Annotated in this window: 28 protein-coding genes; 25 read left to right on the top strand and 3 right to left on the bottom strand. The window is 45.6% G+C overall.

All coding sequences use genetic code 11. From position 1 onward, the window contains the following. Positions 1-4: 4 nt before the first annotated feature. From B9L23_RS10045 to cobO, 10 genes are read left to right on the top strand one after another with little or no spacing between them, the layout of a single operon-like run. Positions 5-1,102: a cobalt-precorrin-5B (C(1))-methyltransferase gene (locus B9L23_RS10045; RefSeq protein ID WP_062678672.1), complete on the top strand. Its 1,098-nt coding sequence runs from the start codon at positions 5-7 to the stop codon at positions 1,100-1,102. Continuing rightward, positions 1,089-2,294: a bifunctional cobalt-precorrin-7 (C(5))-methyltransferase/cobalt-precorrin-6B (C(15))-methyltransferase gene (locus tag B9L23_RS10050; RefSeq protein ID WP_015863811.1), complete on the top strand. Its 1,206-nt coding sequence runs from the start codon at positions 1,089-1,091 to the stop codon at positions 2,292-2,294. Before B9L23_RS10045 ends, B9L23_RS10050 begins: the two co-directional genes overlap by 14 nt. Then, the gene (gene cobI, locus B9L23_RS10055; protein WP_015863812.1) at positions 2,291-2,992 is read left to right on the top strand and encodes a precorrin-2 C(20)-methyltransferase; all 702 of its coding nucleotides are present in this window, start codon (positions 2,291-2,293) and stop codon (positions 2,990-2,992) included. The genes B9L23_RS10050 and cobI overlap by 4 nt, the downstream gene beginning before the upstream one ends. Beyond that, positions 2,989-3,759 (top strand): precorrin-4 C(11)-methyltransferase, encoded by a 771-nt coding sequence (gene cobM, locus B9L23_RS10060; RefSeq protein WP_015863813.1) that lies wholly within the window; start codon positions 2,989-2,991, stop codon positions 3,757-3,759. The genes cobI and cobM overlap by 4 nt, the downstream gene beginning before the upstream one ends. Positions 3,760-3,763: 4 nt before the next feature. Continuing rightward, positions 3,764-4,837 carry a cobalt-precorrin 5A hydrolase gene (locus B9L23_RS10065; RefSeq protein ID WP_089097575.1) on the top strand — a complete coding sequence of 358 codons (1,074 nt, stop codon included), beginning with the start codon at positions 3,764-3,766 and terminating at the stop codon, positions 4,835-4,837. A 13-nt stretch (positions 4,838-4,850) separates the two neighbouring features. Next, the gene (locus B9L23_RS10070; protein ID WP_089097576.1) at positions 4,851-6,215 is read left to right on the top strand and encodes a cobyrinic acid a,c-diamide synthase CobB; all 1,365 of its coding nucleotides are present in this window, start codon (positions 4,851-4,853) and stop codon (positions 6,213-6,215) included. Continuing rightward, positions 6,208-7,719 (top strand): cobyric acid synthase, encoded by a 1,512-nt coding sequence (locus B9L23_RS10075; RefSeq protein WP_089097577.1) that lies wholly within the window; start codon positions 6,208-6,210, stop codon positions 7,717-7,719. The genes B9L23_RS10070 and B9L23_RS10075 overlap by 8 nt, the downstream gene beginning before the upstream one ends. After that, the gene (gene cobT / locus B9L23_RS10080; protein WP_089097578.1) at positions 7,719-8,774 is read left to right on the top strand and encodes a nicotinate-nucleotide--dimethylbenzimidazole phosphoribosyltransferase; all 1,056 of its coding nucleotides are present in this window, start codon (positions 7,719-7,721) and stop codon (positions 8,772-8,774) included. Before B9L23_RS10075 ends, cobT begins: the two co-directional genes overlap by 1 nt. Next, positions 8,771-9,550, top strand: a complete 780-nt coding sequence (cobA, locus tag B9L23_RS10085) for a uroporphyrinogen-III C-methyltransferase (protein WP_015863818.1) — start codon at positions 8,771-8,773, stop codon at positions 9,548-9,550. Before cobT ends, cobA begins: the two co-directional genes overlap by 4 nt. Then, positions 9,537-10,082 (top strand): cob(I)yrinic acid a,c-diamide adenosyltransferase, encoded by a 546-nt coding sequence (cobO, locus tag B9L23_RS10090; RefSeq protein ID WP_062678665.1) that lies wholly within the window; start codon positions 9,537-9,539, stop codon positions 10,080-10,082. Before cobA ends, cobO begins: the two co-directional genes overlap by 14 nt. Positions 10,083-10,099: 17 nt before the next feature. On the opposite strand, the gene B9L23_RS20430 is transcribed toward cobO, so the two are convergent. Continuing rightward, positions 10,100-10,249: a hypothetical protein gene (locus B9L23_RS20430; RefSeq protein WP_169712555.1), complete on the bottom strand. Its 150-nt coding sequence runs from the start codon at positions 10,247-10,249 to the stop codon at positions 10,100-10,102. Between the two features lie 30 nt (positions 10,250-10,279). After that, positions 10,280-10,513: a DUF3892 domain-containing protein gene (locus tag B9L23_RS10095; RefSeq protein ID WP_062754150.1), complete on the bottom strand. Its 234-nt coding sequence runs from the start codon at positions 10,511-10,513 to the stop codon at positions 10,280-10,282. 72 nt (positions 10,514-10,585) lie between these two features. Here B9L23_RS10095 and B9L23_RS10100 point away from each other — a divergent pair, with 72 nt between their 5' ends. Beyond that, positions 10,586-11,266 carry a class I SAM-dependent methyltransferase gene (locus B9L23_RS10100; protein WP_089097579.1) on the top strand — a complete coding sequence of 227 codons (681 nt, stop codon included), beginning with the start codon at positions 10,586-10,588 and terminating at the stop codon, positions 11,264-11,266. Positions 11,267-12,016: 750 nt separating this feature from the next. Here the strand turns inward: B9L23_RS10100 and metA are convergent. Then, positions 12,017-12,925, bottom strand: coding sequence for a homoserine O-acetyltransferase MetA (metA, locus tag B9L23_RS10105; RefSeq protein ID WP_062754147.1), 909 nt, complete (start codon positions 12,923-12,925; stop codon positions 12,017-12,019). A 160-nt stretch (positions 12,926-13,085) separates the two neighbouring features. Here metA and B9L23_RS21370 point away from each other — a divergent pair, with 160 nt between their 5' ends. The 14 genes from B9L23_RS21370 to B9L23_RS10170 all read left to right on the top strand — a co-directional run bounded on the left by B9L23_RS21370 (position 13,086) and on the right by B9L23_RS10170 (position 25,218). Further along, complete coding sequence (locus tag B9L23_RS21370) at positions 13,086-13,214, top strand: hypothetical protein (protein ID WP_141103864.1); 129 nt, start codon at positions 13,086-13,088, stop codon at positions 13,212-13,214. Continuing rightward, the gene (locus B9L23_RS10110; RefSeq protein WP_089097580.1) at positions 13,184-13,705 is read left to right on the top strand and encodes a hypothetical protein; all 522 of its coding nucleotides are present in this window, start codon (positions 13,184-13,186) and stop codon (positions 13,703-13,705) included. The genes B9L23_RS21370 and B9L23_RS10110 overlap by 31 nt, the downstream gene beginning before the upstream one ends. Before the next feature lie 51 nt (positions 13,706-13,756). Next, complete coding sequence (locus B9L23_RS10115) at positions 13,757-14,233, top strand: glutathione peroxidase (protein ID WP_062754378.1); 477 nt, start codon at positions 13,757-13,759, stop codon at positions 14,231-14,233. 242 nt (positions 14,234-14,475) lie between these two features. Next, positions 14,476-16,362 (top strand): ABC-F family ATP-binding cassette domain-containing protein, encoded by a 1,887-nt coding sequence (locus B9L23_RS10120; protein ID WP_089097581.1) that lies wholly within the window; start codon positions 14,476-14,478, stop codon positions 16,360-16,362. Positions 16,363-16,384: 22 nt separating this feature from the next. Next, a complete protein-coding gene (locus B9L23_RS10125) occupies positions 16,385-17,515 on the top strand; it encodes a conserved virulence factor C family protein (RefSeq protein ID WP_062754142.1) in 1,131 nt (376 codons plus the stop codon). A gap of 171 nt (positions 17,516-17,686) precedes the next feature. Next, entirely contained in the window at positions 17,687-18,124 is a 438-nt protein-coding gene (locus B9L23_RS10130) for a BrxA/BrxB family bacilliredoxin (protein WP_081188696.1), read from the top strand. Positions 18,125-18,480: 356 nt separating this feature from the next. Next, on the top strand, positions 18,481-20,049 hold the full coding sequence (locus tag B9L23_RS10135) for an IS200/IS605 family accessory protein TnpB-related protein (RefSeq protein WP_089097582.1): 1,569 nt from the start codon (positions 18,481-18,483) through the stop codon (positions 20,047-20,049). 223 nt (positions 20,050-20,272) lie between these two features. Further along, positions 20,273-20,404: a YuzL family protein gene (locus B9L23_RS10140; RefSeq protein ID WP_073967943.1), complete on the top strand. Its 132-nt coding sequence runs from the start codon at positions 20,273-20,275 to the stop codon at positions 20,402-20,404. Positions 20,405-20,669: 265 nt separating this feature from the next. Beyond that, positions 20,670-21,839, top strand: coding sequence for an LL-diaminopimelate aminotransferase (locus tag B9L23_RS10145; RefSeq protein WP_089097583.1), 1,170 nt, complete (start codon positions 20,670-20,672; stop codon positions 21,837-21,839). Positions 21,840-21,850: 11 nt separating this feature from the next. Continuing rightward, entirely contained in the window at positions 21,851-22,462 is a 612-nt protein-coding gene (locus B9L23_RS10150; protein WP_062754137.1) for a YpjP family protein, read from the top strand. 147 nt (positions 22,463-22,609) lie between these two features. Beyond that, on the top strand, positions 22,610-23,317 hold the full coding sequence (locus B9L23_RS10155) for an anthrax toxin lethal factor-related metalloendopeptidase (protein ID WP_062754136.1): 708 nt from the start codon (positions 22,610-22,612) through the stop codon (positions 23,315-23,317). Positions 23,318-23,378: 61 nt separating this feature from the next. Then, positions 23,379-24,173: a thymidylate synthase gene (gene thyA, locus B9L23_RS10160; protein ID WP_089097584.1), complete on the top strand. Its 795-nt coding sequence runs from the start codon at positions 23,379-23,381 to the stop codon at positions 24,171-24,173. A 12-nt stretch (positions 24,174-24,185) separates the two neighbouring features. Beyond that, positions 24,186-24,674 carry a dihydrofolate reductase gene (locus B9L23_RS10165; protein ID WP_015863834.1) on the top strand — a complete coding sequence of 163 codons (489 nt, stop codon included), beginning with the start codon at positions 24,186-24,188 and terminating at the stop codon, positions 24,672-24,674. 103 nt (positions 24,675-24,777) lie between these two features. After that, a complete protein-coding gene (locus B9L23_RS10170; protein WP_081188692.1) occupies positions 24,778-25,218 on the top strand; it encodes a YndM family protein in 441 nt (146 codons plus the stop codon). The last annotated feature ends 70 nt before the right edge of the window (positions 25,219-25,288 follow it).

Consider the following 25,288-nt stretch of genomic DNA (forward strand, 5'->3'; position numbering starts at 1 on the left):
ACGAATGGAAACGAAAAAAACGTTACGCGAGGGATATACGACAGGGGCGTGTGCCACAGCGGCAACGAAAGCGGCATTAACGGCGCTTATTACCGGCATCATACAAACGGAGGCAACCATTTATTTGCCAGTCGGACGATGGGCGACATTTGCGATCGAAGCGTGCGAGATTTATGGTGAGTCGGTGAAAGCAACGGTGATCAAAGATGGCGGGGATGACCCTGACGCGACGCATGGAGCGGCGATTGTATCAACCGTCTCATGGGCGGAGCAACCCGGCATTCACTTAGATGGCGGAAAAGGGGTAGGGCGCGTCACAAAACCGGGCTTGCCGGTGCCGGTTGGCGAAGCGGCAATTAATCCAATCCCGCGAAAAATGATTCACGAAACAGTGCGCGAGGTATTGGAACAATACGGCATTTCCCGTGGAGTGAACGTCATTATTTCCGTTCCTAACGGGGAAGAAATCGCCAAAAAAACGTTAAACGCGCGCCTTGGCATTATCGGCGGCATTTCGATTTTAGGGACGCGCGGCATTGTCATTCCTTTTTCGACGTCCGCCTACCGCGCAAGCATCATTCAGGCAATTCAAGTGGCAAAGGCAAACGGATGCGACCATGTTGTGATCACGACGGGAGGACGAAGCGAAAAATTTGCGATGCGACAATATCCTCATCTTCCTGAGGAAGCGTTTATTGAAATGGGGGATTTTGTCGGCTTTACGCTGAAACAATGCAAACGGCTCGGCATCCGAACCGTTTCCATGGTTGGGATGATGGGGAAATTTTCTAAAGTGGCGCAAGGCATTATGATGGTGCATTCGAAAAGCGCCCCCATTGATTTTTCGTTTTTAGCAGCCATTGCTGAACAAGCCGGAGCTTCGCCGGAACTCGTTGCCGCTGTTCGCGAAGCCAATACGGCATCACAAGTTGGCGAGATGATGCAAGAAGCAGGGAATGAGCGCTTTTTTGAAATATTATGTGACCATTGTTGTTTATCCGCGTTACGTGAAGTGGGCGGCGGCATGACCGTGGAAACGTCGCTATACACAATGGGCGGTCAATTATTAGGAAAGGCGGTACGAAACGATGCAGGCGATTAAACTAATTGGCATTGGCGCCGATGGGAAAGCGAGCCTCCCGCACCTTTATGAACGTTGGATTTATGAAAGTGAGTTATTGGTCGGAGGAGAGCGTCATTTAGCCTTTTTCCCTGATTATCAAGGCGAAACGCTCACGATTCGAGGAGGGCTATCACAGCTTGTCGAGCGGCTTCGCCATGAAACGAAACGCACCGTCATTGTCGCGTCTGGTGATCCGATGTTTTATGGAATCGGCAGCTATTTATCTAGCAAACTGCCAATCGAAGTATATCCAGCAGTCAGTTCGATTCAATGGGCGTTTGCGAAAATGGGAGAAAAATGGCAGGACGCCAAATTTATCAGCGTCCACGGCCGCAGCATGAAAGGACTTGCCCAGCGCATTGACGGATGCGACAAAGTAGCGATATTAACAGATGAAACGAATTCTCCTAATGCCATTGCGAAATATTTGCTTTCGTACGGAATGACCGAATACCGTGCGTTTGTCGGAGAAAATCTTGGCAGTCAAGATGAACGGTGCCGCTTTTTCGAATTAGAAGAGATGGCAGATGCCGAGTTTTTTCCATTAAATGTGGTTATTTTACAAAAAACAAAAGAAGGTCCGATGTGGCCATTAGGAATTGACGATGACGAATTTTTGCAGCGTAAACCAGATAAAGGACTGATTACGAAAAAGGAGGTTCGGGTGTTAAGCATTAGCGCGCTCCGTCTTCATGCTAAGAGCGTCGTTTGGGACATCGGCACATGCACCGGTTCCGTCGCGATTGAAGCGGCGAAAATCGCACGCGAAGGCTCCGTGTTTGCGATTGAAAAAAATGCCCATGATATCGAAATTTGTAAAGAAAACTTAAAAAAATTCCGCGTTGACATTACGCTTGTACACGGCAAAGCACCTGAGCATTTAGACAAATTTGCCGATCCGGATGCGATTTTTATTGGCGGAACATCAGGAGAAATGGGACCGCTTCTTGATGTTTGCTGCCGGCGCTTGAAACGGAACGGACGCATCGTTGCGAATGCAGTTACGATTGAAACGCTGGCGCAGGCGGTGGAAGGATTAAAGCAGCGCGGCTTTCAAGTAGACGTTACGCTCGCGCAAATCTCAAGAAGTAAGCCGATTTTAGAGCTGACGCGGTTTTCGGCGCTTAATCCGATTTATATCATTACGGCAAAGAGGGAGGAAGACGAATGAGCGGAACATTGTATGGCATCGGCGTTGGTCCGGGCGACCCGGAGCTGTTGACGGTGAAGGCGTTTCGCCGCCTGAAAGAAGCGCATGTCATTACCTATCCGAAAAAACAGCGCGGCAGCAAAAGCTATGCCCAACAAATTATTGAAGCATATTTTTCTCCAGCGGAAAAAGAGATGATTGGTCTCGTCTTTCCAATGACGAAAAATATGGATGTGTTAACAGAAAAATGGAATGAGACAGCAGAAGCGATTTGGGAACAGCTAAGCGCAGGAAAAGATGTCGCGTTTGTGACGGAAGGAGATCCACTTTTATATAGCACGTTCATCCATCTGATGAAAATCATGAAAGAGCGGTATCCAAATGTCACGATTGAAATTGTTCCGGGAGTTTCCTCCGTCAACGCAGCGGCAGCAAGACTGCAGATCCCGCTTGCTGACGGGGATGAACAGGTGGCGATTATTCCAGCGCGCGATGACTATGAAGCAATGAAAAAAGCGCTTGAAGACCATGATTGTGTCGTTTTTTTGAAAGTGGCGAAAGTGATGGGCATGATGATCCGTCTTCTTCGAGAACAAAATTTATTGCAAAACGCTGCCGTGGTGACAAAGGTGACGTCAAAGGAAGAAATCATTTGGAATATCGAACAGCTTGAAGGAGTAGAGTTGGAATATTTAACGTTATTGGTGGTGAGAAAGTGAAACTATATATTATTGGCGCGGGCCCGGGGGCTCCGGATTTGATTACGGTGAAAGGCGCGCAACTGCTTCAGGAAGCGGACGCAATTTTTTACACCGATTCGCTCGTTAATGGCGAACTGATCGAGCGCTATCGAAAGCCGGAAGCGGAAGTATTTCATACGGCAGGAATGCATTTAGAGCAAATGGTTGAAGCGATGTTAGAACAGCTTAAGCAAGGAAAAAAAGTCGTGCGCATTCATACGGGAGATCCATCTGTTTACGGAGCGACGCTTGAACAAATCGCGCTATTCAAAAAGCAAGGGGTGGAAGTGGAAATCGTCCCTGGCGTCAGTTCGGTATTTGCGGCGGCAGCGGCTGTTCAAGCGGAGCTAACCGTTCCGGATTTAACGCAGACGGTTATTTTAACGCGAGCGGAAGGACGAACACCAGTTCCAAATAGAGAAAAACTGGAAGATTTAGCAAAACATCGTTGCACATTAGCGTTATTTTTAAGCGCTACATTAACAAAAAAAGTAACAAAGGCACTAAGGGATGCGGGATGGAGCGATGATACCCCTGTTGTGATTGTGTATAAAGCGACATGGCCAGATCAAAAAATTGTCCGTTCGACGGTCGGCACGCTGGACGAGGATATGCGCGCAAACGGCATCCGAAAACACGCCCTCATTTTAGCAGGATGGGCGTTAGACCCTGCAATTATCGAGCGCGACTATCGCTCGAAGCTGTATGATAAAACGTTCACACACGGATATCGACAGGGGGTGTGAGGAGTTGTATGCGATTGTTGCGATTACGAAGCATGGTGTTGATATTGCCCGCTGCGTCGGCGAGGAGCTTCCAAACGCCCGTGTGTATTATACGAATAAGTTTGCGAGAGGAGACGAAGACGAAAAAGGCATTCGTTTGTTTGAAGGGAACGTGCGGTTATTATTGCCGTCGCTTTTTCAAACATACCGCGGGCTTATTCTCATTATTTCGCTTGGTGCGGTCGTGCGGATGATTGCACCGCTATTAAAAGATAAAAAAACCGATCCGGCGATCGTTGTTATTGATGATAAAGGGGAACATGTCATTAGCGTTCTTTCCGGACATCTTGGCGGAGCGAACGAACTGACGCGGCAAGTCGCGGAGATTTTACATGCCCATCCCGTCATTACGACTGCGTCTGACGTACAAAAAACGATTGCCATTGATTTATTTGGCCGTTCCTTCGGCTGGGAGTGGGAATCTGACGAAAAGCTGACTCCCGTCAGCGCCGCCGTCGTCAATGAGCAACATGTTGCCATTGTACAGGAATCAGGGGAGCGAGAATGGTGGAACTATGATACCCCGCTGCCAAACAATATCCGTATTTATGATTCGATTGATGAAGCGCTAGCGGCGAAACCGGACGCCGCGCTTGTCGTTACCCATCGTTTATTAACGAAAGAGGAAGAAGCGATTTTGCAAAACGGCGTTTTGTATCGTCCAAAAGTAATCGTGCTCGGTATCGGCTGCAACCGCGGGACAACGGCGGAAGAAATTGACGCCGTCATTCGCGATACATTAGAGGAGCTGCGCTTTTCAATGAAAAGTGTGAAAGCGGTATGTACGATCGAATTAAAAAAAGACGAGCCAGGGTTGCTTGAAGTGGTGCGAAAATACGGATGGGAATTCGTCTATTATACCCCTGAACAACTGAATCAAGTAAACATCGAACAGCCTTCTGAAACCGTGTACCGCTATACAGGAGCTTATGGTGTGAGCGAGCCAGCAGCGAAGCTTTATAGCGGTGCAGAGAAATTGGAATTAGTGAAGAAAAAAGCAGGTAATGTCACGATTTCCGTGGCACTTTTACACCATTAAGGGGGAAAACAACATGAGAAGAATCGTAATCGCCGGGACGGGAAGCGGCGTTGGCAAGACGACCATAACGATTGGATTGATGGCGGCGTTAAAACAAAAAGGCTACATTGTACAAGGGTTTAAATGCGGCCCAGATTATATTGACCCAACCTATCATACCGCTGTCACGGGCAGACCGTCGCGCAATTTGGACAGCTGGATGGTTGGACACGAAGCGGTTCAAGCCATTTGCGCAAAAGGCTGTGAAGGGGCTGACATCGCCATTATCGAAGGAGTCATGGGGATGTTTGATGGGAAGCGGCCGACGACAAACGAAGGAACGACGGCGGAAATCAGCGTATTAACGAATAGCCCGGTGTTATTGGTCGTCGACTGCGCCGGCATGGCACGGAGCGCGGCGGCGGTTGTCCGCGGCTTTCAAACGTTTGATGAACGCGTGCGCATTGCGGGAGTGATTGCCAACCGCGTCGGCAGCGAAGGGCATTTTCGCCTTGTAAAAACGGCGATTGAACAAGAATGCGGCATTCCCGTGATCGGATTTTTAACCAAAGAGGATGCGCTCCACATTCCGGAGCGTCATTTAGGACTCATTCCATCGATTGAGCGTGGGGAATTAGATCACTTTTTTGCGGAATTAGGAGAGCGCATTGCCAAGACGGTGGATCTTAACGCGTTGCTAAAGCTGGCGGAAGCCCCAGCATTAAATGTTCCACAATCGTATTTCGATATAAGTAAATCGTATGATGTACGGATTGCGGTCGCAAAAGATGCGGCGTTTCATTTCTACTATCCGGAAAATTTGGAGCTGTTACAAGCGTATGGCGCCGAGTTAGTCTTTTTCTCCCCGCTTGCCGGTGAGCCGCTGCCAAATGGGGTGCATGGGTTATACATCGGCGGCGGATTTCCCGAAGAGTTCGCAAAACAGCTGTCCGAACAGCAAAGCGTCAAACAGTCGATCAAAACTGCGATCGAAAGCGGGCTTCCGACATTGGCGGAATGCGGGGGGTTTATGTTTTTAACCGAAGGCATTGAAACGACGGACGGTGCGCATTATGACATGGTTGGCGTCATTCCGGGACGGATCGTCATGCAGCCGAAGCTTGTCGCGCTTGGATATCGTGAGGTGAAAGGAGAACCAGGAAACTTTTTGCTTCCGGAAGGTCTGCGGGCGCGGGGGCATGAGTTTCATTATTCCACGTACGAAGCGCGCGGCGAGATTCCGTTTGCCTATGAAACAACGGGGCTTCGTGGTACGAAAAAAGATGGCTATCAGCATCAAAACTTAATTGCAGGATATGTCCATTTTCATTTTGCGTCTTGTCCGCAAATGGTCGAAAATTGGCTAACGAAATGCAAGAAGGTGAAAGACCATGGCTAAAGCGTTGCCGATTATGTTTCAAGGAACGCATTCCGACGCGGGAAAAAGCATTATTGCCACGGCGTTTTGCCGAATTTTCGCGAAAAACGGCTGGAAAACGGCGCCGTTTAAATCGCAAAACATGTCTCTTAACTCGTATGTGACGGTTGATGGAAAAGAAATCGGGCGGGCGCAAGGGATACAGGCGGAAGCGGCCGGAGTTGTCGCGACGACGGATATGAATCCGATTTTAATTAAACCGAGCCGCGAGCATGAATCGCAAATCGTTGTGCATGGAAAGCCGTATAAAAATATGCAGGCGTTCGCGTACCGCGGCGAATTTTTTGAAAAGGGGCTGGCGATTATCCGCGAGTCGCTCGATGTTTTAATGAATGAATACGACCGGCTTGTAATCGAAGGAGCGGGAAGTCCGGCAGAAATTAATTTAAACGACCGCGAACTTGTCAACATGCGCGTCGCTCGGATGGCAAACGCACCGGTCGTGCTGATTGGCGATATTGAACGCGGTGGAGTGTTTGCCAGTTTAGTAGGAACATTGCAGTTGCTTGACAAAGAAGATCGCAAGCGGATCATCGGCGTGATCATTAATAAGTTTCGTGGCGATTTGGCACTATTGAAGCCGGGGCTCGATTGGTTCGAACAATATACCGGCGTTCCGGTGTTAGGCGTCGTTCCATATTTAGAAGATTTACATATTGACGCGGAAGACTCCGTTAGTTTAGAACAAATGTCCACAGCCGTAAATCCGGATAAAGACATTGATATTGCTGTTATTCGATATCCGAAAATAGCTAATTTCACAGATGTTGATCCATTTTTGACCGAACCGGACTGCCACGTCCGTTTTGTGGCAACAGCCGCCCAGCTTGGCCAGCCAGATTTGCTTATTTTGCCGGGAAGCAAAAATACGATAGAAGACTTATTATATATGAAGAAAAACGGCATTGCGGAACAAATTGCACAGCTCAACAAACATCACCGTGTGACGATCGTAGGGATATGCGGCGGTTATCAAATGTTAGGGGCTCGTATCCGTGATCCATTTGGTGTGGAAACACCACTAAGAGAAATTTCTGGATTGAATCTCCTTCCGATTGAAACGACGCTTGAGCGCGAAAAAACGACGATTCTATCGGAAGGAATCGTAACATTTTCCGGCGAGCGGTTTGCTGTGAAAGGATATGAGATTCATATGGGCCGCTCTGAACCGTTAGCAGGGCATATTTCTCTTATTGAGATGCACGGGCGGAAAGAAGGCGGTAAAAGCGAGGATGAACGGGTGATCGGTACCTATTTTCACGATCTTTTTCATAATGATGCGTTTCGTGAGGCGTTATTGAACAAAATTCGCCGCGAGAAAGGATTAGCGCCTATTTACGGGCGCCAGTCTTTCCGTACTATAAGAGAACAAGCTTTTGACCGCCTTGCCGATCATGTGAAGCGGCACGTCTGCATCGAAGAAATCGAAGAAAAAATGTATATGTTTCAAAGGAGGGATGTGTAATGTTATTTTCGATTCCAAAGCTTGATAAAAAAACAGGAAAAGAGGTATGCGCTTACGTCGACCAATTGACAAAACCGGTTGGCAGCCTTGGTCGTTTGGAACAGTTAGCGGTGGAGCTGGCGGAAATGACAGGGAACAAATTTCCTGATGTTTCGCCGCCGGGTATCCTTGTGTTTGCGGCTGATCATGGTGTTGCGAAAGAAGGGGTGTCAGCGTTTCCGCCAGAAGTGACGGCACAAATGGTGTGGAATTTTGTTCAAGGCGGTGCGGCGATTAACGTATTCAGCCGGCAAATTGGCGCAATATTTGCCGTTATTGATGTTGGGGTCGCTTCACCAATTGAACATGAAGCAGTAGTTTCCAAGAAAGTGCGGTACGGGACAAACAATTTTTGCAAAATGGAAGCGATGAGCAATGCGGAAGCGGAACAAGCGCTAATAGTTGGTTACGAACAAGCAAAGGAAATAATCGACCAAGGAGCGCGTACTCTCATTGTCGGTGAAATGGGCATCGGCAATACGACTACCGCGAGTGCGATTTTAGCGGCGGTGAGCGGCAAGCCAATTGAACAACTTGTCGGAAGAGGAACAGGCATTTCGGAAGAGAAGATTGCGCATAAAGTCAATGTCATTCGCCGCGCGTTGTCACTTCATCAGCCTGATCCGTCTAAACCGATTGATTTATTATCCAAAATCGGTGGCTTGGAAATCGCCGCGATGGTGGGGGCGATGCTAGCGGCAGCGGAGCGGCGCGTTCCGATTTTATTGGACGGATTTATTTGTACCGTTGCTGCACTTGTAGCTAAGCTTTTTGCTCCGAATGTTGCCGATTATATGATTGCCGGTCATCGTTCTCAAGAAATTGGCCATCAAATTGCTCTTGAATTATTAGGAAAAGAGCCGCTCATCGATTTAAGCATGCGACTTGGTGAAGGCAGCGGTGCGGCTGTTGCATTTCCGCTGCTGGCATTTGCGGCAGCGATGATAAAAGAAATGGCGACATTTGCTTCTGCCCATATTTCAAATTCTGTAGAAGGAGCAGGAAAACAATCATGACAAATGGAAAAGTATATATCGTTGGTGCCGGTCCCGGTGATGAAAAACTAATCACTGTCTATGGATTGGAATGTATTCAACAAGCTGACGTCATTATTTACGACCGGTTGATTAATAAAAAATTACTGAAATACGCCAAAATCGGCGCTGAGTTAATTTACTGCGGAAAAGAGCCGGGAAAGCACGCGCTCATTCAAGAGCGGATTCACGAGCTGTTAGTCGAAAAAGCAAAACAAGGAAAAATCGTCACTCGTCTAAAAGGAGGCGATCCTTGCGTCTTTGGACGGGCTGGGGAAGAAGCAGAGGTGCTTGCGCAGCACAGCATTCCGTTTGAAATCGTTCCTGGCGTGACGGCGGGAATCGCAGCTGCCGCTTATGCCGGCATACCGGTTACACACCGGGAATATGCTGCTTCGTTTACCATTGTTACCGGCCACGGCCGTCAAGAAAAGGGAGATGACCGTCTTCATTGGGAAGGGTTGGCGAAAGGAAGCGATACGATTGCCTTTTATATGGGTGTCGGCAATTTGCCGTATATTTGCCAAAAACTAATCGAACATGGAAAGCCGTCGAATACTCCTGTGGCGGTGATCGAATGGGGAACGACACGGAGACAGCGAACGGCTGTCGGCACGCTGCAGACGATTGCCGATATCGTCAAGAAAGCGAATCTTTCCCACCCAGCGATTATTCTTGTCGGAGAGGTCGTTCGGCTTCGTGAAACGATTCAATGGTTCGCTGAGATGGACCGGGGTGAGACGGTTGCCACCATATAAAAAGAAAGGGCGCATCATCGTTTACACGGGGGATGGAAAAGGCAAAACGACCGCCGCTCTCGGATTGGCGATACGAGCGGCGGGAAGAGGGAAAAAAGTCGCCGTCATTCAGTTTATTAAGTCACCGGAACGAACGTATGGAGAGCATCTTATATTTCAAAAACTCGGGATCGAAATGTATCAAATGGGCGCCGGGTTTACGTGGACGAAAACGCCCGAAGTGCATCGTCAGGCATTGAAAGCGGCATGGGAATTTACGAAAGAAAAAGTGTTATCGGGTATGTACGACTTGATTGTTTTAGATGAACTGAACAATGCGCTTGCGATTGACCGGTTTCCGGTCGATGATATCGTCTCCGTTCAAGACGTACTTCGATTGATGGAAAAGCGTCCACCTGATCTTCATTTAGTTATTACCGGCCGTTCGGCGAATAGGAAATTAATCGAGGCAGCTGACATTGTTACGGAGATGAAACTGATCAAACACGATTATGAGAAAGGCGTTACCGCAATGAAAGGGATTGAGCTTTAGCTCATCCCTTCTCTGATTCATTCATAAAGATCTGTTTTGTCGTTTTGCGATTTATTACGTTTATTTCCTTTGCTGTTGTCGCCTGCGATTGGACTGTTTAAGAGCGACATTTTATCTTGTGTCGGTGCGTTCTGATTTTTGCTTCCTTTATTCGGTCTTTTTGTCATGTGCTAGCACGTCCTTTCCACAAATAAGTATTAGGAAAACGTAGGAAGTTGATCAAGATTGTTGGAGGCATCTCCGTCGGGATTGGAGCGTATATATTGTTCTCCATCGTGTTCGGTAACGACATGGACACCGGTAATCGCACCGTTTTCCACTTCCATTAATGCTTTGCGATACGATAATACGCTCCCTTTGGATGTTTTAAATCCAATGATGTCTCCTTGATGATTTTTTTGGACAGTGACAAATGTTTCTTGTCCGTTCATGAACAATCACTCCTTCTTTCAGCATTATTATTTTTTGTAAAAGGACAATTTTTATTCGAACGAGGTGTTACGATGGTCATTTTTGACTGGCATAAAGAAGCGGAAAAACAGTGGGACGAAAGAGCGGATTTTTGGCATCAAAGCAGTGAAGAGATGTGGGAGCGGGGAAGCCGGAAAACGATTATTCCGTTCCTTTCATCATATATTCCAAAAGGAAGCAATGTCATTGATTTAGGGTGTGGGGATGGTTATGGAGCGTGGAAGCTGCATCAAACAGGATACGATGTTATCGGCATCGATTTGTCGAGCGAAATGGTGGAAAAAGCGAAAGCGCGGGGAGAGAACGAAAGGCTGCGCTTTATTCAAGGCGACTTAATGAAATTGCCGTTTGCTGATGAAACGTTTTCTGGAGCGATGGCAATCAATTCGTTGGAGTGGACGGAACGGCCGCTTGAAGCGCTAAAAGAAGCAAAACGGGTGTTAAAGCGAGGCGGCTGTTTTTGTGTCGGCATTCTCGGGCCGACCGCTGCGCCGCGCGTCAACAGCTATCCTCGTTTATACGGAAAGCCGGTTATTTGCAATACAATGATGCCGTGGGAGTTTGAACAATTAGCGAGGGAAAACGGCTGGGATGTTGTCGATGGACAAGGTGTTTATAAACGGGGAGTTCCCGAAAAGCTGGTCCAGCAGTTATCCATCGAACTAAGACAAGCGCTGACGTTTATGTGGTTATTTATGTTGCGTAAGAACTAAAAAAACAAAAAATGCCGATTCATCCCCCACCTATGCTTCGTTTAGAGGTGGGGAGCTTCTCGGCAAAAAAGATAAACAACACAACCATTCACGCAAAGCTGTTACTAATGCCGTTGCAACCTATTTTCCGTACATTTCCTATCAAAAGCTGCCGTATTGTATGAAAATGCATGGGACAATCGTAAGAAAGAAAGTGAAAAAACCTTGGTGTACTACCAAGTTTTTTTTAGCTCGCTGTATATTTTTCTTCCCATTTTTGTCGCCATTTATTGCGGCGTTCTACGCGGGCACCCTTATATAAATGTTTGTATTTGCGCCAATGCGTTTTCCATTGCTTTCTCCGTTCCGCTCTCACGTGCCACTCATTCCTTTCTAGATGTGTCTTATTCTATGTTGTTAACTTCGTTCCAGGGGCTGTCGAATCCTTTGACTAGTTTTGTCGAGGAATAGGAAGTTTCCGTGAACAATCGCGAACTAGGATAGTTCTTTTTTTTATATTTGTCAATAGGAAAAATCGATCATCTCCAATTTCCTGACGCACGATGCAATGGAAAAAGAGTATCATGAGCGGTTATTTGCTTTATGCAAGGGAAAAGGAATGTGTCGACCATGCTGTTTTATCGTGAAAATGGCAGCACCATCGAGTGTAAGAATAAAAAAGAAGGCGGAGTCATCCTCCTGCCTTCTTGACCACATTTTGACCACGCAATTATTAGGAGAGATAAGTGAATTTTATTCAAAAGAATATACTTATTCCCACTCATATGGCGTTTCTTGATAAACGTAATAGTTCAGCCAGTTGACAAACAATAAATTCGCATGAGAGCGCCAAGTGTTAAGCGGCTGTTTCGTCGGATCGTCGTTCGGGAAGTACGATTCCGGAATGTGAATTGGAAGCCCCTTGGCTAAATCGCGTTCATATTCCTCTTTTAATGTCGTAGCATCGTATTCCGGATGGCCAGTTAAAAAGATTTGCTTGCCATCGTTGGAGGCGACTAAACATACGCCCGCTTTCTCTGAAACAGATAAAATCGTCAGTTCTGGGACTCTCTCAATGTCTTCACGTTTGACGTCAGTATGACGTGAATGCGGCATGCGAAACACATCGTCAAACCCGCGCAATAGTTTGACATTTTTTACTTCAAGCGAATGTTCGAAAATACCGAAGCATTTTTGTGGGAGCTGGTATTTCGGAATGCCGTAATGATAATAAAGCCCCGCCTGCGCTCCCCAGCAAATATGTAGCGTTGATGTCACATTTGTTTTCGTCCATTCCATAATTTCTGTCAGTTCGTTCCAATATGTTACTTTTTCAAACGGCATTTGTTCGACCGGAGCACCGGTAATAATCATTCCATCGAACTTCCGATGGCGGATATGTGGAAAGATGGTATAAAATTGATCGAGATGATGCTTGCTTGTCGTCTTTGATTCGTGTGTTGCCGGGCGCAAAAATGTCACATTCACTTGAAGCGGCGAATTGCCAAGAAGACGCAATAACTGTGTTTCCGCTTTTTCTTTTTCCGGCATTAAGTTTAAAATGACTATATTTAACGGACGAATGTCTTGAGAATACGCCCGTTCTTCATCCATTACAAAAATATTTTCTTGTTCTAGTATTTCTTTTGCCGGTAAGTCTTTTGGAATATTGATTGGCAACAGTCTCACCCTCCATTCTTTGTTTTAAATAACTTAATTATAAAAACATTACAAATTTTATTCAACGAATTTTTTTCCATTTGTACAAGTGGTAAAATGTATATGTTTACATTCATTACGTATGTGGATTTAAGACGTCGACTGGCGTGGAGTTGAAAATGTGATGACGATGCCAGGCTTGCCGAAACAGCCAGCGGCGCTTCGCATGAACGTCGATGAAAACGGAATGCTGTCGGCTTATTTTAAAGGGGAGATTGGATGTTTGATCCAACTGCGTTTGATAATTTGAAAACAGTGCTCGAAGGAGCGGTATATGACCTTGATTTAGCGGGAGAAATCATTGTAATCGATCGTCACGATATGGTCGACTTGGCTCACTTTTCGCGTGCATATACGATTACGTTTTGTTTATCATCTGATCATAAACAAAATATATCATGTACGATTCGATTGGAAATGGACTTGGAACAAATTGCGCAAGAACTGCTTCAGCGCGCAGTTCGCCCAGGATGCAAGCTGATGATTACGTTCTCTTTGCCGATCCGACGGTATATAACGTGCTCTCTTATTGAGAGCACGTTGCTTCGCATTTGGGGAGACAAGCGAATCATTCGGCAAACGTTAAGCCATGATTTTCCTAATGAAGAATCTGTGTATCATAACGAAGTAACGATCGAATTTGGCCGCCTTATTTATGAAGACAATGTCGATGATTTGCAGGCGATGATCCCGTATATGCTTGATTCGCTTGAACAGCTGCAGCCATTTTATAAGGCCTAGAAGTGGAAAAACGCCGGGAAATTCATTATGATGAAAAGAGAGGTGAAAATGATGAGCGTTTATGATTTTACTGTAAAAACGATTCGCGGGGAAGAACAGTCGCTGGCGGATTATAAAGGGAAAGTGTTGCTGATTGTCAATACGGCAAGCAAATGCGGCTTTACCCCGCAATATAAAGAGCTGCAGGAGCTATATGAGCAGTACCGCGACCGCGGTTTTGTCGTTCTTGGTTTTCCGTGCAATCAATTTGGCCATCAAGAGCCAGGCACGGAAGAAGAGATTGAACAGTTTTGCCAAGTCAATTACGGGGTAACTTTCCCGATGTTTGCCAAAGTCGATGTCAATGGTGAAAATGCTCATCCGCTTTTTCAGTATTTAAAGGAAAAAGCCCCAGGTGTGCTTGGAACGAAGGCGATTAAATGGAACTTTACGAAGTTTTTAGTGGATCGAAACGGAAATGTGGTCGCACGTTTTGCTTCACAAACGAAGCCGAGCGAGTTAAAAAACGAAATTGAAGAACTGTTGTAATAAAGGAAAAAATGTATTTCCGATGAGAAAGACGGCTTTTTGCCGATAGATATAGTTGTTTTATAGGTTTATAAAGCATGCAAATTTCTGTTATCATTCTAATATGTCTTAGCCGGATGGAGTTCTAAGAAACAATAGGTCATTTGCCGCTGATACTTAACGGAACGAAATGCACGCAGGTGCGGGTGCCTAACTGCTGACTTTCGTCGGCGAGAAGCTCAAACGAGAGTGGGATGGTTGCCATGAAAATGTTAACGGTGGAAAATATCGCAAAAAGCTACGGAGAAAAGGTGTTATTTCAACAACTGTCTTTTACGATTAAAGAAGGGGAGCGCATCGGCATTATCGGCGTCAATGGTGCTGGAAAATCAACATTATTGCGCATAATTGCCGGGGCGGATGCGCCTGATGAAGGACAAATTACTTATTCAAAAGATTTCACGATCGGTTATTTGCCGCAGGAGCCGGAGTTTCGTCATGATTTTACCGTTTTAGAACAAGTATTCCATCGGGATACCCCTCTTATTCGCCTTTTGCGTGAATATGAACTGGCGCTTGCCGAGCTGGAAGAACATCCCCTTGATGAAAAGCGTCAGGCTCGCTTGTATGCCTGCCAGCAACAAATGGATGCGCAAAATGCATGGGATGCGAATGCCAATGCAAAAGCGATTTTGACAAAGCTAGGCATTTCTGATATGACGAAACGAATCGGCGAGCTGTCAGGAGGGCAAAAACGGCGGGTAGCGCTGGCGCAGGCGCTCATTGAAGCACCAGATTTACTGATTCTTGATGAGCCGACAAACCATCTTGATTATGAAGCCATTCGTTGGTTAGAAGAATATTTATCACGTTATCAAGGAGCGGTATTGTTTGTCACGCACGATCGCTATTTTTTGGACCGCGTCACCAATCGCATTTTTGAACTGGACCGTGGCAAGTTATACACGTATGTAGGGAATTATGCTGCATTTTTGGAGGCAAAAGCCCTTCGGGAAGAACAAGAACGTACTGCCGCGGAAAAACGGCATCATTTATACCGCCGTGAGCTCGAATGGGTAAAACGCGGAGCAAAAGCGCGGACAACGAAACAAAAGGCGCGTCTGAAGCGGTTTGCCCAGCTCGAAGCGTCACTGCCGACGGAAAAAAGCGGGCAGCTGGAGATGAAGCTGGGCGGCAGCCGGCTTGGCAAAAAGGTGATCGAGCTGAAGCGAATCAGCCATTCGTTTGGCGGCAAGCAGCTCTTTCATTCCTTTAACCTGCTTGTCAAACCGGGTGACCGCATTGGCATTGTCGGGCCGAACGGCAGCGGCAAATCCACTTTGCTTAATATCATCGCCGGACGGCTGCAGCCGGAAGAAGGAGAGGTGGAAATCGGTCCGACTGTCAAAATTGCCTATTATACGCAAGAGCATGTGGAAATGGACGAGCAGAAACGAGTCATCGAATATATTCGCGAAGCGGGCGATGCGATTCGCACCGTTGATGGAACGGTTATTTCCGCCGCACAATTATTGGAGCGGTTTCTGTTCCCGATGCATATGCACGGAACGCCGATTCGCAAACTGTCCGGAGGGGAAAAACGCCGTTTATATTTATTGCGCTTGTTGATGACGGAACCGAACGTCTTATTGCTCGATGAGCCGACGAACGATTTCGATACGCAAACGTTGACCGTGCTTGAAGATTATTTGCAGTCATTTCCTGGCGTTGTCGTTACCGTATCACATGACCGCTACTTTTTAGATAAAGTCGCTGACCAGCTTTTGATTTTAGAAGGAAACGGACGAATATCCACTTACTTTGGCGAATATTCCGCATACTTAGAAGAGCAGCTGCTGAGGAAATCAATGCAAAAACAGGAAAAACAAGCACCAAAAGAAACGAAAACGCTAAAGAAACAAACGAAACGCCGTTTGACGTTTAAAGAACAAAAAGAATGGGAAGAAATCGAAGCCAACATCGCTGCACTTGAAACAAAATTGCAGCAAGTAGCCGAAGAGATGGAAACATTTGCGAGCAATTATGAAAAAATCCAGCAGCTTTCACAAGAATATGAAAATCTTTCAGCAAAGTTAGATTCGCTTTTGGAACGTTGGGCGGAGTTATCAGAGCTCGTAGAATCGTCATAAAAAGAAAAAGGAGGGAACGCTGTTGAAAATTAAATCGATTGAACCAACCCCGAGTCCAAACACGATGAAAGTATTGTTAGATGAGGAACTGCCGTCTGGCACCAGAAATAACTATAAACCGGACAATGTCGATACGGCGCCTCCTCTTATTCAACAGCTAATGAAAATTGAAGGGGTAAAAGGAATTTATCATGTCGCTGACTTTTTGGCCATTGAGCGCAATCCGAAATACGACTGGAAAGAGATTTTAACGAAAGTGCGCGAAGTGTTTGGAGAGGAAGTGGAAAACGAGCAAGGAGAAACGAAAAAGCCAAACGAACATTTTGGTGAAGTGAAAGTATATGTACAAATGTTGTATGGTTTGCCGATGCAAGTGAAATTAATAGATGGCGAACAAGAGCATCGCGTTGGGCTTCCGAAACAGTTTATGGATGCGGTCATTGAAGCGCAGAAATATGCGGGCAATATCGTGTTAGAACGAAAATGGGTGGAAAAAGGCGTGCGTTACGGCACCTTTGAGGAAATCGGCAATGAAATGGTCGAAGAACTTTCCGCAGCATACCCGCCGGAACGATTAGAGCGCATTGTTCAAATGTTTCGCCGCGGCGAGCAAGCAAAGACGCAAAAACGTATAAGCATCAAAGTGACGGAAGAAATGCTCGATGATCCGGATTGGACGAAACGATATGCGGCGCTAGAACAAATGGCGGAGCCGACAGAAGACGATATACCGGTGCTCGCAAAAGCGCTAAAAGATGAAAAAGTAGCGATTCGCCGCTTGGCTACTGCGTATTTAGGAATGATCGGCGGCAAAAAAGTATTGCCGTATTTATATGAAGCGCTGAAAGATAAAGCGGTTTCCGTGCGGCGGACGGCGGGAGACTGCTTGTCCGATATTGGAGATCCGGAAGCCATTCCAGTGATGATTGAGGCGCTGAAAGACCCAAGCAAGCTTGTCCGTTGGCGCGCTGCCATGTTTTTATACGAAGTCGGCGATGAATCGGCATTGCCGGCATTAAAGGCGGCGGAAAACGATCCGGAATTTGAAGTGAGCATGCAAGTGAAAATGGCGATCGAGCGCATTGAAGGCGGCGAGGAAGCGAAAGGATCGGTTTGGAAACAAATGACGGAAAGCAGAAGAAAAGGTCAATAGTAATTTGGAAAAGGCACGCTACACTTGATTGCACCTTTTCTTTTTACGTCTTTATGTGTAATGTTTGCATCATTTATAACGTAAGTACGATCGTATCAGTTATTTTTATTGATTTTTTGGAAATAAAATAGTATTCTGATGCCAGCAAAAATGGTTTGGAGGGATTGGGTTATGTCCATGGCTTATGAAGAATATATGCGCCAGCTTGTGCAGCCAATGCGCGATGAATTGGTGAACGCCGGATTCCGCGAACTTCGCACGAGCGAAGAAGTAGAACAATTTATGGAAAACGTCGAAGGCACGACGTTTGTGGTGGTCAACTCCGTTTGTGGATGCGCAGCGGGATTGGCACGGCCAGCGGCAACACAGGCTGTTTTAAACAGTGAGAAAAAACCAGATCATTTAGTGACGGTGTTTGCCGGTCAAGATAGAGAAGCAACGGCAAAAATGCGCGAGTATTTCGTTGGGATTGCACCATCTTCTCCATCGATGGCGCTCTTAAAAGGAAAAGAGGTCGTTCATTTTATTCCACGCGAGGAAATTGAATTTCAATCGATGGAAGCAGTAATGGAAAACATTATGAACGCATTTGAAAAATATTGCGAATAGGATGCTTATTTAGGCATCCTTTTTTTATGCGTCGTTATCAATCACTCACTTAAAGGAACCGAGCATCGACAAATGAAGAGCGAACGGTTAACGAAAAGGAATAGAAAGAAAGTTGCAAGGGAATGTTAAAGGTGGGGATATAAGTAGTTTGTTAAACATCTATAAAAAGGTATGAAATCATGTAAATATCTCCTGTTATTGGACGTAAGTAAAGAGGCGGATATTCTCCATCTTTTGTATTGTCTCCTGCCTGATGATAAAAAAATCATCTCCTCCTTCCTCATGTAAAAAGGAAATGACGAAGATTTGGCGAATATATGTTCTAAAGGATCCAAACATAGGGGGAAGGCAAGGGGATGAAAACGGTTCGGGTGATGAAAATTGTTTCTCATGATGAATCGCAACTTCGCTCATTAGATGAGTTGATGCGCGTCTTTTGTTCCGCGAAGCGATACGCGTTTAACCGTTTGCTGGAGGGAAGGAACGCAAAAGACATCATTAAGCGCCTTCCGCGCCAATTTCGGCTCAACAAACGGTTTGCCGAAGACGCGGTCTTGCTTGCTCAAGCGCTGATTTCTTCCCAACGTGAGTTGCTTCCAATGCGCTTAGAGGATGTGCAGGCGAAAATCGAAAAAACCGAAAAGAAAATCGATGACTACCAACATGGAAGAAAAACACCGAAAAAAGTCGATCTTCCAACATGTCTAGGTGGATTGCACCAACGTTTAGAAAAGCTCAAAGCGAAAGAAGCCGAGCTAACGCATCATCTAGAACAAGGGACAATTCCACGTGTGATTTTTGGTGGAAAACAAAACTTTTACAAGCGCTTGAAAGGAAAAATCACGAACGAAGAATGGAAAGAATTACGCTCGAATCAGTTGTACGCAAGAGGTGATAAAAGCAAAAAAGGAAATTTGAATATTCGCCTCACCTATGACGACAAGACGTACCAATGTTATGTAGAAATCGCCAATCCACTTGGACAACAAGAAGGGAAACACGCTCCCCGCTTGAGGTTTCCTGTGTTGGTTCCTGAAAAATATGAAGAGGAAATCATCGATGTCGTCATGGGAGAACAAGTGGGAGTGAATGCAAAAGGCAAGCCGATCATGGACTACCAGCCATACACGGTGGAAATCAAACGAAAAAACGAAGAGTATTATGTGCATCTCATTTATGAGGAAGAAGTGTATGGCAGAGAACTTGCCTACTATGAACCGATTCAAGCGGAACGAATCGCAGGAATGGATATCAATATTGATCGCATCGCCGTAAGCATCGTTTCGAAACAGGGAAACTTTCTTCAATCAAAGGTGTTTTACTGTCATGAACTCGAATATGTGCGGGCGAATAAACGAAACAACATCATTGGTGAAACGGTGCGCGATGTATATGACTGGCTGCTTCAAGAGAATGTTGGGGCAATGGTTATCGAAAACATCCAACTAAGACAGCAGCACGATACGGACAAACGATTCAATCGCTTGACCCACCATTTCAAAAAGAAAAAGCTGACGGAAACGATTCTTCGTCGGGGAATGCGGCTTGGGTTTCGCATCAAAAAGGTGAATCCCGCGTACACCAGCATCATCGGACGTTTCAAATATATGAAAAAGTATGGGTTGTCCGTCCATGAAAGTGCCGCTTTGGTGATTGGCAGGCGGGGATTGGGGTATCAGGAACGATTGCCAAAAGAACTCATCGATATCATAAAAACGAAAGTGAAACGCCATTGGATTGCCGTGTTAGGGTCGATGGAAGAATCCTACAAGCAATCGAAAAGCGGCAAGAAACAACACCAATATATCGCGATGATGTTACGCAAAATCGAGAATTTCAAACAAGAGCATGAATGGTCATTATGGAACATCTTGCACAAATGTTGTTGGCTGAACCAGTATCAAATTCAACTAAAGGAGGTGTAAACCTGGTTGCTAAAATCGTTGTCGTGTACTGACCGATGGAAGGAATGGTGCACGACAGGTGCCGTCGCTGACAGCGATCCACGGGGTGTCTTTCACAATAGGTGGATGACAAGGGGATTCCCTTCCTGATGGAACTCGGGTGTTTCCTGAGCGGTAAGCGGTGTTTCCTGGTTCCATCGCGATGAGCCGATTTTTATAGATTTTAGTAACCAGGTGACATGTGATGCCGAAACGGAAAAAAGATCCGTCCAAAGCGGGATTAGGCGCTCCAAACGTGAAAGGCCAAGGAACAACGCAAACAGAAACGGGCGCATACGAGCTTGACTCCGCCCGCAAGAAAACAAAAATCGATTAACAGAAAAACTCGCAGTCAACCTGCGAGTTTTTCTTATGCATTTGCAATACAGCTATAAATAAAATAAAGAATCGTAATAATGCTTGCCGCAAAAAAGATTGTGTTCATGCTGTTTCCCGCCTTTCTCTATATGTTTTCTATGGTAAAGTATGATACACTATTTATATAATTTAAATAATTTAATTCTTTATATATTCATAGTATATATCATTTAAAGCGGAAAAAGAAAGCGTTTTTCCATGCGTAAGTTGGGGGAGATGGAGCAATGAAGTTGGCAGCGCGTATGAAAGCTTTTTCCACATCGATTTTTAGCGAACTATCAATCTATATAAAACAAAAATGCAGTGAAAAAAATGATATGATTGATTTAAGTATCGGCAGTCCAGATTTACCGCCGCCGCCATTTGTCATGGAAGCGCTTAGCCGTTATGCGAGCGATCCAAAAGCATATGGATATACGCTGAAAGGTACACGCGAATTTCATGAAGCAGTGGCGTTTTATTATCAAACAGCGCATCATGTATCGCTTCATCCGGAAACAGAAATCATGTATGTCATCGGTTCACAAGACGGGCTTGTTCACCTGCCAATGGCATTTGCGGACCCGGGGGATATTATTCTTGTTCCTGATCCCGGCTATCCGGCATATGCAACAGGCATTGCGATGGCCGAAGCTGTTCCTTATTTCATGCCGCTTCGAAAAGAAAACGATTTCCTGCCAAATCTGCGGGAAATTCCGCAAGAGATAGCAGAAAAAGCGGTGCTTATGTTTTTAAACTTTCCGGGGAATCCCGTTCCCGCGTTAGCAACGGAAGCGTTTTTCCGGGAAGTGGTTGAATTTGCAAAACGATATAACATTATCGTCGTCTCCGATTTTGCTTATAGCGAACTTTATTATGACGGCAATAAGCCGATTAGTTTTTTATCCATACCTGGAGCAAAAGAAGTCGGAATTGAATTGAATTCATTATCGAAAAGTTACAATATGGCCGGCTGCCGCATTGGTTATATTTGCGGAAATGAAGAAATCATCCGCATCCTTAGCAAATTTAAATCGAATTTGGATTACGGCATATTTTTGCCGATTCAGCAAGCAGCGATTGCGGCGTTAACAGAAGGTGCGTCATTTTGCGAACAAAACCGGGCTATTTATCAATCCCGCCGCGATTGCTTCGTAGACGGTCTTGCTTCAATTGGATGGCATGTCGACCGGCCGAAAGCGGGCATGTTTATATGGGCGGAAATTCCGAAAGGATGGAATTCCCTTGATTTTACCTATGCGTTAATTGATCGTGCCGGTGTCGTCGTTACGCCTGGGCATGCGTTTGGACCGAGCGGAGAAGGGTATGTGCGTATCGCGCTTGTAGAAGGAGAAGACAAACTATTGCGGGCAGTAGAAAAATTGAAACAAAGCGGAATTTTTTCAGCAAAGTGAGGTGAAAATGCGTGAAGCTGCCAAAGTGGTTAAGAAAAACGCTCGTTGTCGCAATCACGGTATGTACGTTTGGTCTTGTCACACCACCTTCTTCGTTAATGGCTGCTGATGAACCAGCGTCAGATGATTCGCCGTCTTCTGATTGGCAAAATAATCATAGCGGATCGCCAATTACGTCCGTTACAGCTCAGCGGGAAATGCAAGCGCCGGTTTTGACTCGGCAGCAATTTATTGAGCAGACGATGGAGAAAGCGGTCGTGCAATCGTACGAAAAATTTGGCAGCAAAATCGCTCCTGTTATTGAAGAAGAGTTTCGCGATGTGATTTTGCCGCGCATTGAGGAAGTGATTGCGTCGCTTGCTGAGCAATACCCGGAAGAACAGCTGCAGTATTTGGAGGTGACGGAAAACCCATCAGGCGGGATGGGAGAGCGCATTTTTCATATTTACCGCGTCGACACAGGAGAGGATATTATCCGTTTTCACGTCAGGCGCGAACATCCGCCGCAAGATGGGTATTGGTTTCAATTTCATTACCATACGTACCACGACAATTTCCAAACCCATTACGAGCTAGGAAAAATTTATTGGGATAAAAATACGCCGCCACAATGGCGGACGTGAACGGTTTTTTTGCTCCGTTTCCACATGAACGTTTCCCGCTGATCCCGCTTCCTTATTTTACACATTTGTCCTCGTTTTTTTGTGTGTTACAATTTAATAGAAAAAGAGATTTTCATATTTGTAGTAAAAGAAGCGGGGGAAAGGATCATGAAACGGATTCTTTTTTGGATCATGATAATGTTGGCGATCGTTCCGCTTCTTTCGCTTTCCCCGTATCCTGCCGCGCACGGCATTTTGCTTGTTGATAGCAATATAGACATTAAACATACAATGCCGCACGATATATTAAGAAAAATGATCATTGTTCCGGAAACGAACTTTTCCCATCATGAGGCGAAAAAAATGATTGATACGCTTGCCCATATCGACCCATCCATATTGCAAAAAGCGGCGGATCATCATATTTACATTCAGCTGTTGACTGGAAAGATTACCGATGAACCGTCGGCGAGGCACTTACACGGAAAAACGCCGCGCGGATATTTGTCCTCTTCGACAACATGGGATGATGTTCCAGGGCTTGGCGGCTCACATTTAGTGCTTGTGAAAATCGGCCACAGCGAGAAGGGAAAAGGGCACGGTTCGGTCAATTTGGAATTGCATGAGTTTGCACATTCCATCGATTACATCGTGTTCGATCATATTCATGAGACGGCGGCTTTCCGTTCGATTTGGCAGGAAGAAGCAGCGAAACTGTTTCCAGATCACTATTATTTCCTTACGTATCCGGAAGAGTATTTTGCCGAATCGTTTGCGTACTATTACTATAGCGATGAGACACGCAGGCATTTGCAAATTGTTGCCCCAAAAACGTATCAGTTTATTCGCCATTTGGCTGAAAGAGCTCGTTTGTGAGCTCTTTTTTTGTTTCTGAATGAGATTCCTTTATGCTATGATAGAACGTGAGGTGATAACATTGCGTCAATACTTACAATTACTAGAAGATATTCTCGAAAACGGAGTAGAAAAAGACGACCGTACTGGGGTCGGGACGTTATCCGTGTTTGGTCGTCAGCTGCGTTTTAATTTGCAGGAAGGATTCCCACTCTTAACAACAAAAAAATTACATATCCGTTCGATCATTTACGAATTATTATGGTTTTTAAAAGGAGATACGAATGTCCGCTACTTGCAAGAAAACGGCGTGACGATCTGGGATGAGTGGGCGGATGAAAACGGCGAGTTAGGCCCAATATACGGCGCGCAGTGGCGTTCATGGAAAGGGGCCGATGGCAAAACGGTGGATCAAATCAGCTGGGTTATTGAAGAAATTAAACGAAACCCAAATTCCCGCCGCTTATTAGTAAGCGCGTGGAATGTGGCAGAGCTAGATAAAATGAAACTGCCGCCTTGCCATTATGCGTTTCAATTTTATGTGGCAGACGGGAAGCTTTCTTGCATGTGGCAGCAACGTTCCGTTGATACGTTTTTAGGTTTGCCGTTTAACATCGCCAGCTATGCGCTGTTGACGCATATGATCGCCCAGCAGTGCGATTTAGATGTCGGTGAATTGATTTTTAGCGGCGGCGATGTACATTTGTATAAAAATCATCTTGAGCAAGCCAAACTACAACTGACGAGAGAACCGCGACCGCTTCCGAAGCTGGTGATCAAGCGGAAGCCTACTTCGATTTTTGAATATGAATTCGAGGATTTTGAAATTGTCGACTATGATCCGCATCCGCATATTAAAGCGCCGGTTGCCGTATAAAGGAGAGATAGAATGATTTCACATATTGTCGCCATGGATCAAAACCGTGTCATTGGCAAAGACAACCGCCTGCCATGGCATTTGCCTGCTGATTTAGCGTATTTTAAAAAAGTAACGATGGGCCATGCCATTATTATGGGGCGCAAAACGTTTGAATCCATCGGGCGGCCGCTTCCGGGAAGAGAAAATGTCATTGTGACGCGGAATCGGTCGTTTCAGGCAGAAGGATGTACGGTGATCCATTCGATCGAAGCGATTCGTCAGTTTGCCGCTAAGCGCGATGATGAAGTGTTTGTCATTGGCGGTGCGGAATTGTTTCAAGCGACATTGCCGTTTGCCGACCGTCTCTACATAACGAAAATTGAGGCGAATTTTCCGGGTGATACGTTTTATCCGGATTTTGAAGAGTCAGAGTGGCGGCTCGTTTCCTATACGAAGGGAATAAAAGATGAAAAAAATCCATATGATTATGCGTTTATCGTTTATGAACGCAAACGTTAACGTGTTTCGCTTTTCGGCGGAACACGTTTTTCTTTTCAATCGAATAGAAGCAGCATAAAAAAGGAACGATAACAGTAAAAGATGATGGAAATGGAGGAATACGATGAAGCATATCGTTCCATTGGCGATTAAATTTATTGGGTGGAGTGTAGTGCTGCTTTCTATTTTTACGATTTTTAATGCTCCGTTGCTTCTCATACTCATCATAACGGCAGGAACCGCTGTAGTTTCTTATCTCATCGGTGATCTATTTATTCTGCCGCGCTTTGGCAATTTGGCAGCAGCGATTGCTGATGTTCCGCTTGCGTTTTTGCTTATTTGGCTCACTAGCTACGCACTGATTGAACCGACTGTCAATATGGCGTACGCTTCGTTTTATTGCGCGCTGGCAATCGGTGCGATCGAAGCGTTTTTTCATCTGTTTATGGAAAACCGTGTGCTTGATGAGGAAAGAAAAGAACAAGCGTATCGGTGGTATGACGAAGGAAGGTGGGCGACGGAGTTTGCCGAGGAATATGATCAGGAGAAAGACGACCGCACGTAAGAGGGTCGTCTTTTATGTTAGTTATACGTAAAAAAGCACGCCAAAGATTAATTCTATTCTACTTAAATGG

This window comes from Parageobacillus galactosidasius, assembly GCF_002217735.1.
Lineage (GTDB): Bacteria > Bacillota > Bacilli > Bacillales > Anoxybacillaceae > Parageobacillus_B > Parageobacillus_B toebii.

Bases quoted from the DNA above. Each gene is read 5' to 3' on its own strand.
- B9L23_RS10070 (WP_089097576.1), top strand. From the start codon at position 4,851: ATGAGAAGAATCGTAATCGCCGGGACGGGAAGCGGCGTTGGCAAGACG.
- B9L23_RS10045 (WP_062678672.1), top strand. From the start codon at position 5: ATGGAAACGAAAAAAACGTTACGCGAGGGATATACGACAGGGGCGTGT.
- B9L23_RS10095 (WP_062754150.1), bottom strand. From the start codon at position 10,513: ATGAACGGACAAGAAACATTTGTCACTGTCCAAAAAAATCATCAAGGA.
- B9L23_RS10100 (WP_089097579.1), top strand. From the start codon at position 10,586: ATGGTCATTTTTGACTGGCATAAAGAAGCGGAAAAACAGTGGGACGAA.
- B9L23_RS10120 (WP_089097581.1), top strand. From the start codon at position 14,476: ATGAAAATGTTAACGGTGGAAAATATCGCAAAAAGCTACGGAGAAAAG.
- B9L23_RS10165 (WP_015863834.1), top strand. From the start codon at position 24,186: ATGATTTCACATATTGTCGCCATGGATCAAAACCGTGTCATTGGCAAA.
- B9L23_RS10050 (WP_015863811.1), top strand. From the start codon at position 1,089: ATGCAGGCGATTAAACTAATTGGCATTGGCGCCGATGGGAAAGCGAGC.
- B9L23_RS10110 (WP_089097580.1), top strand. From the start codon at position 13,184: ATGTTTGATCCAACTGCGTTTGATAATTTGAAAACAGTGCTCGAAGGA.
- B9L23_RS20430 (WP_169712555.1), bottom strand. From the start codon at position 10,249: ATGACAAAAAGACCGAATAAAGGAAGCAAAAATCAGAACGCACCGACA.
- B9L23_RS10155 (WP_062754136.1), top strand. From the start codon at position 22,610: ATGAAACGGATTCTTTTTTGGATCATGATAATGTTGGCGATCGTTCCG.
- B9L23_RS10115 (WP_062754378.1), top strand. From the start codon at position 13,757: ATGAGCGTTTATGATTTTACTGTAAAAACGATTCGCGGGGAAGAACAG.
- cobA (WP_015863818.1), top strand. From the start codon at position 8,771: ATGACAAATGGAAAAGTATATATCGTTGGTGCCGGTCCCGGTGATGAA.
- cobI (WP_015863812.1), top strand. From the start codon at position 2,291: ATGAGCGGAACATTGTATGGCATCGGCGTTGGTCCGGGCGACCCGGAG.
- B9L23_RS10130 (WP_081188696.1), top strand. From the start codon at position 17,687: ATGTCCATGGCTTATGAAGAATATATGCGCCAGCTTGTGCAGCCAATG.
- B9L23_RS10145 (WP_089097583.1), top strand. From the start codon at position 20,670: ATGAAGTTGGCAGCGCGTATGAAAGCTTTTTCCACATCGATTTTTAGC.
- B9L23_RS10170 (WP_081188692.1), top strand. From the start codon at position 24,778: ATGAAGCATATCGTTCCATTGGCGATTAAATTTATTGGGTGGAGTGTA.
- cobT (WP_089097578.1), top strand. From the start codon at position 7,719: ATGTTATTTTCGATTCCAAAGCTTGATAAAAAAACAGGAAAAGAGGTA.
- B9L23_RS10075 (WP_089097577.1), top strand. From the start codon at position 6,208: ATGGCTAAAGCGTTGCCGATTATGTTTCAAGGAACGCATTCCGACGCG.
- B9L23_RS10140 (WP_073967943.1), top strand. From the start codon at position 20,273: ATGCCGAAACGGAAAAAAGATCCGTCCAAAGCGGGATTAGGCGCTCCA.
- B9L23_RS10135 (WP_089097582.1), top strand. From the start codon at position 18,481: ATGAAAACGGTTCGGGTGATGAAAATTGTTTCTCATGATGAATCGCAA.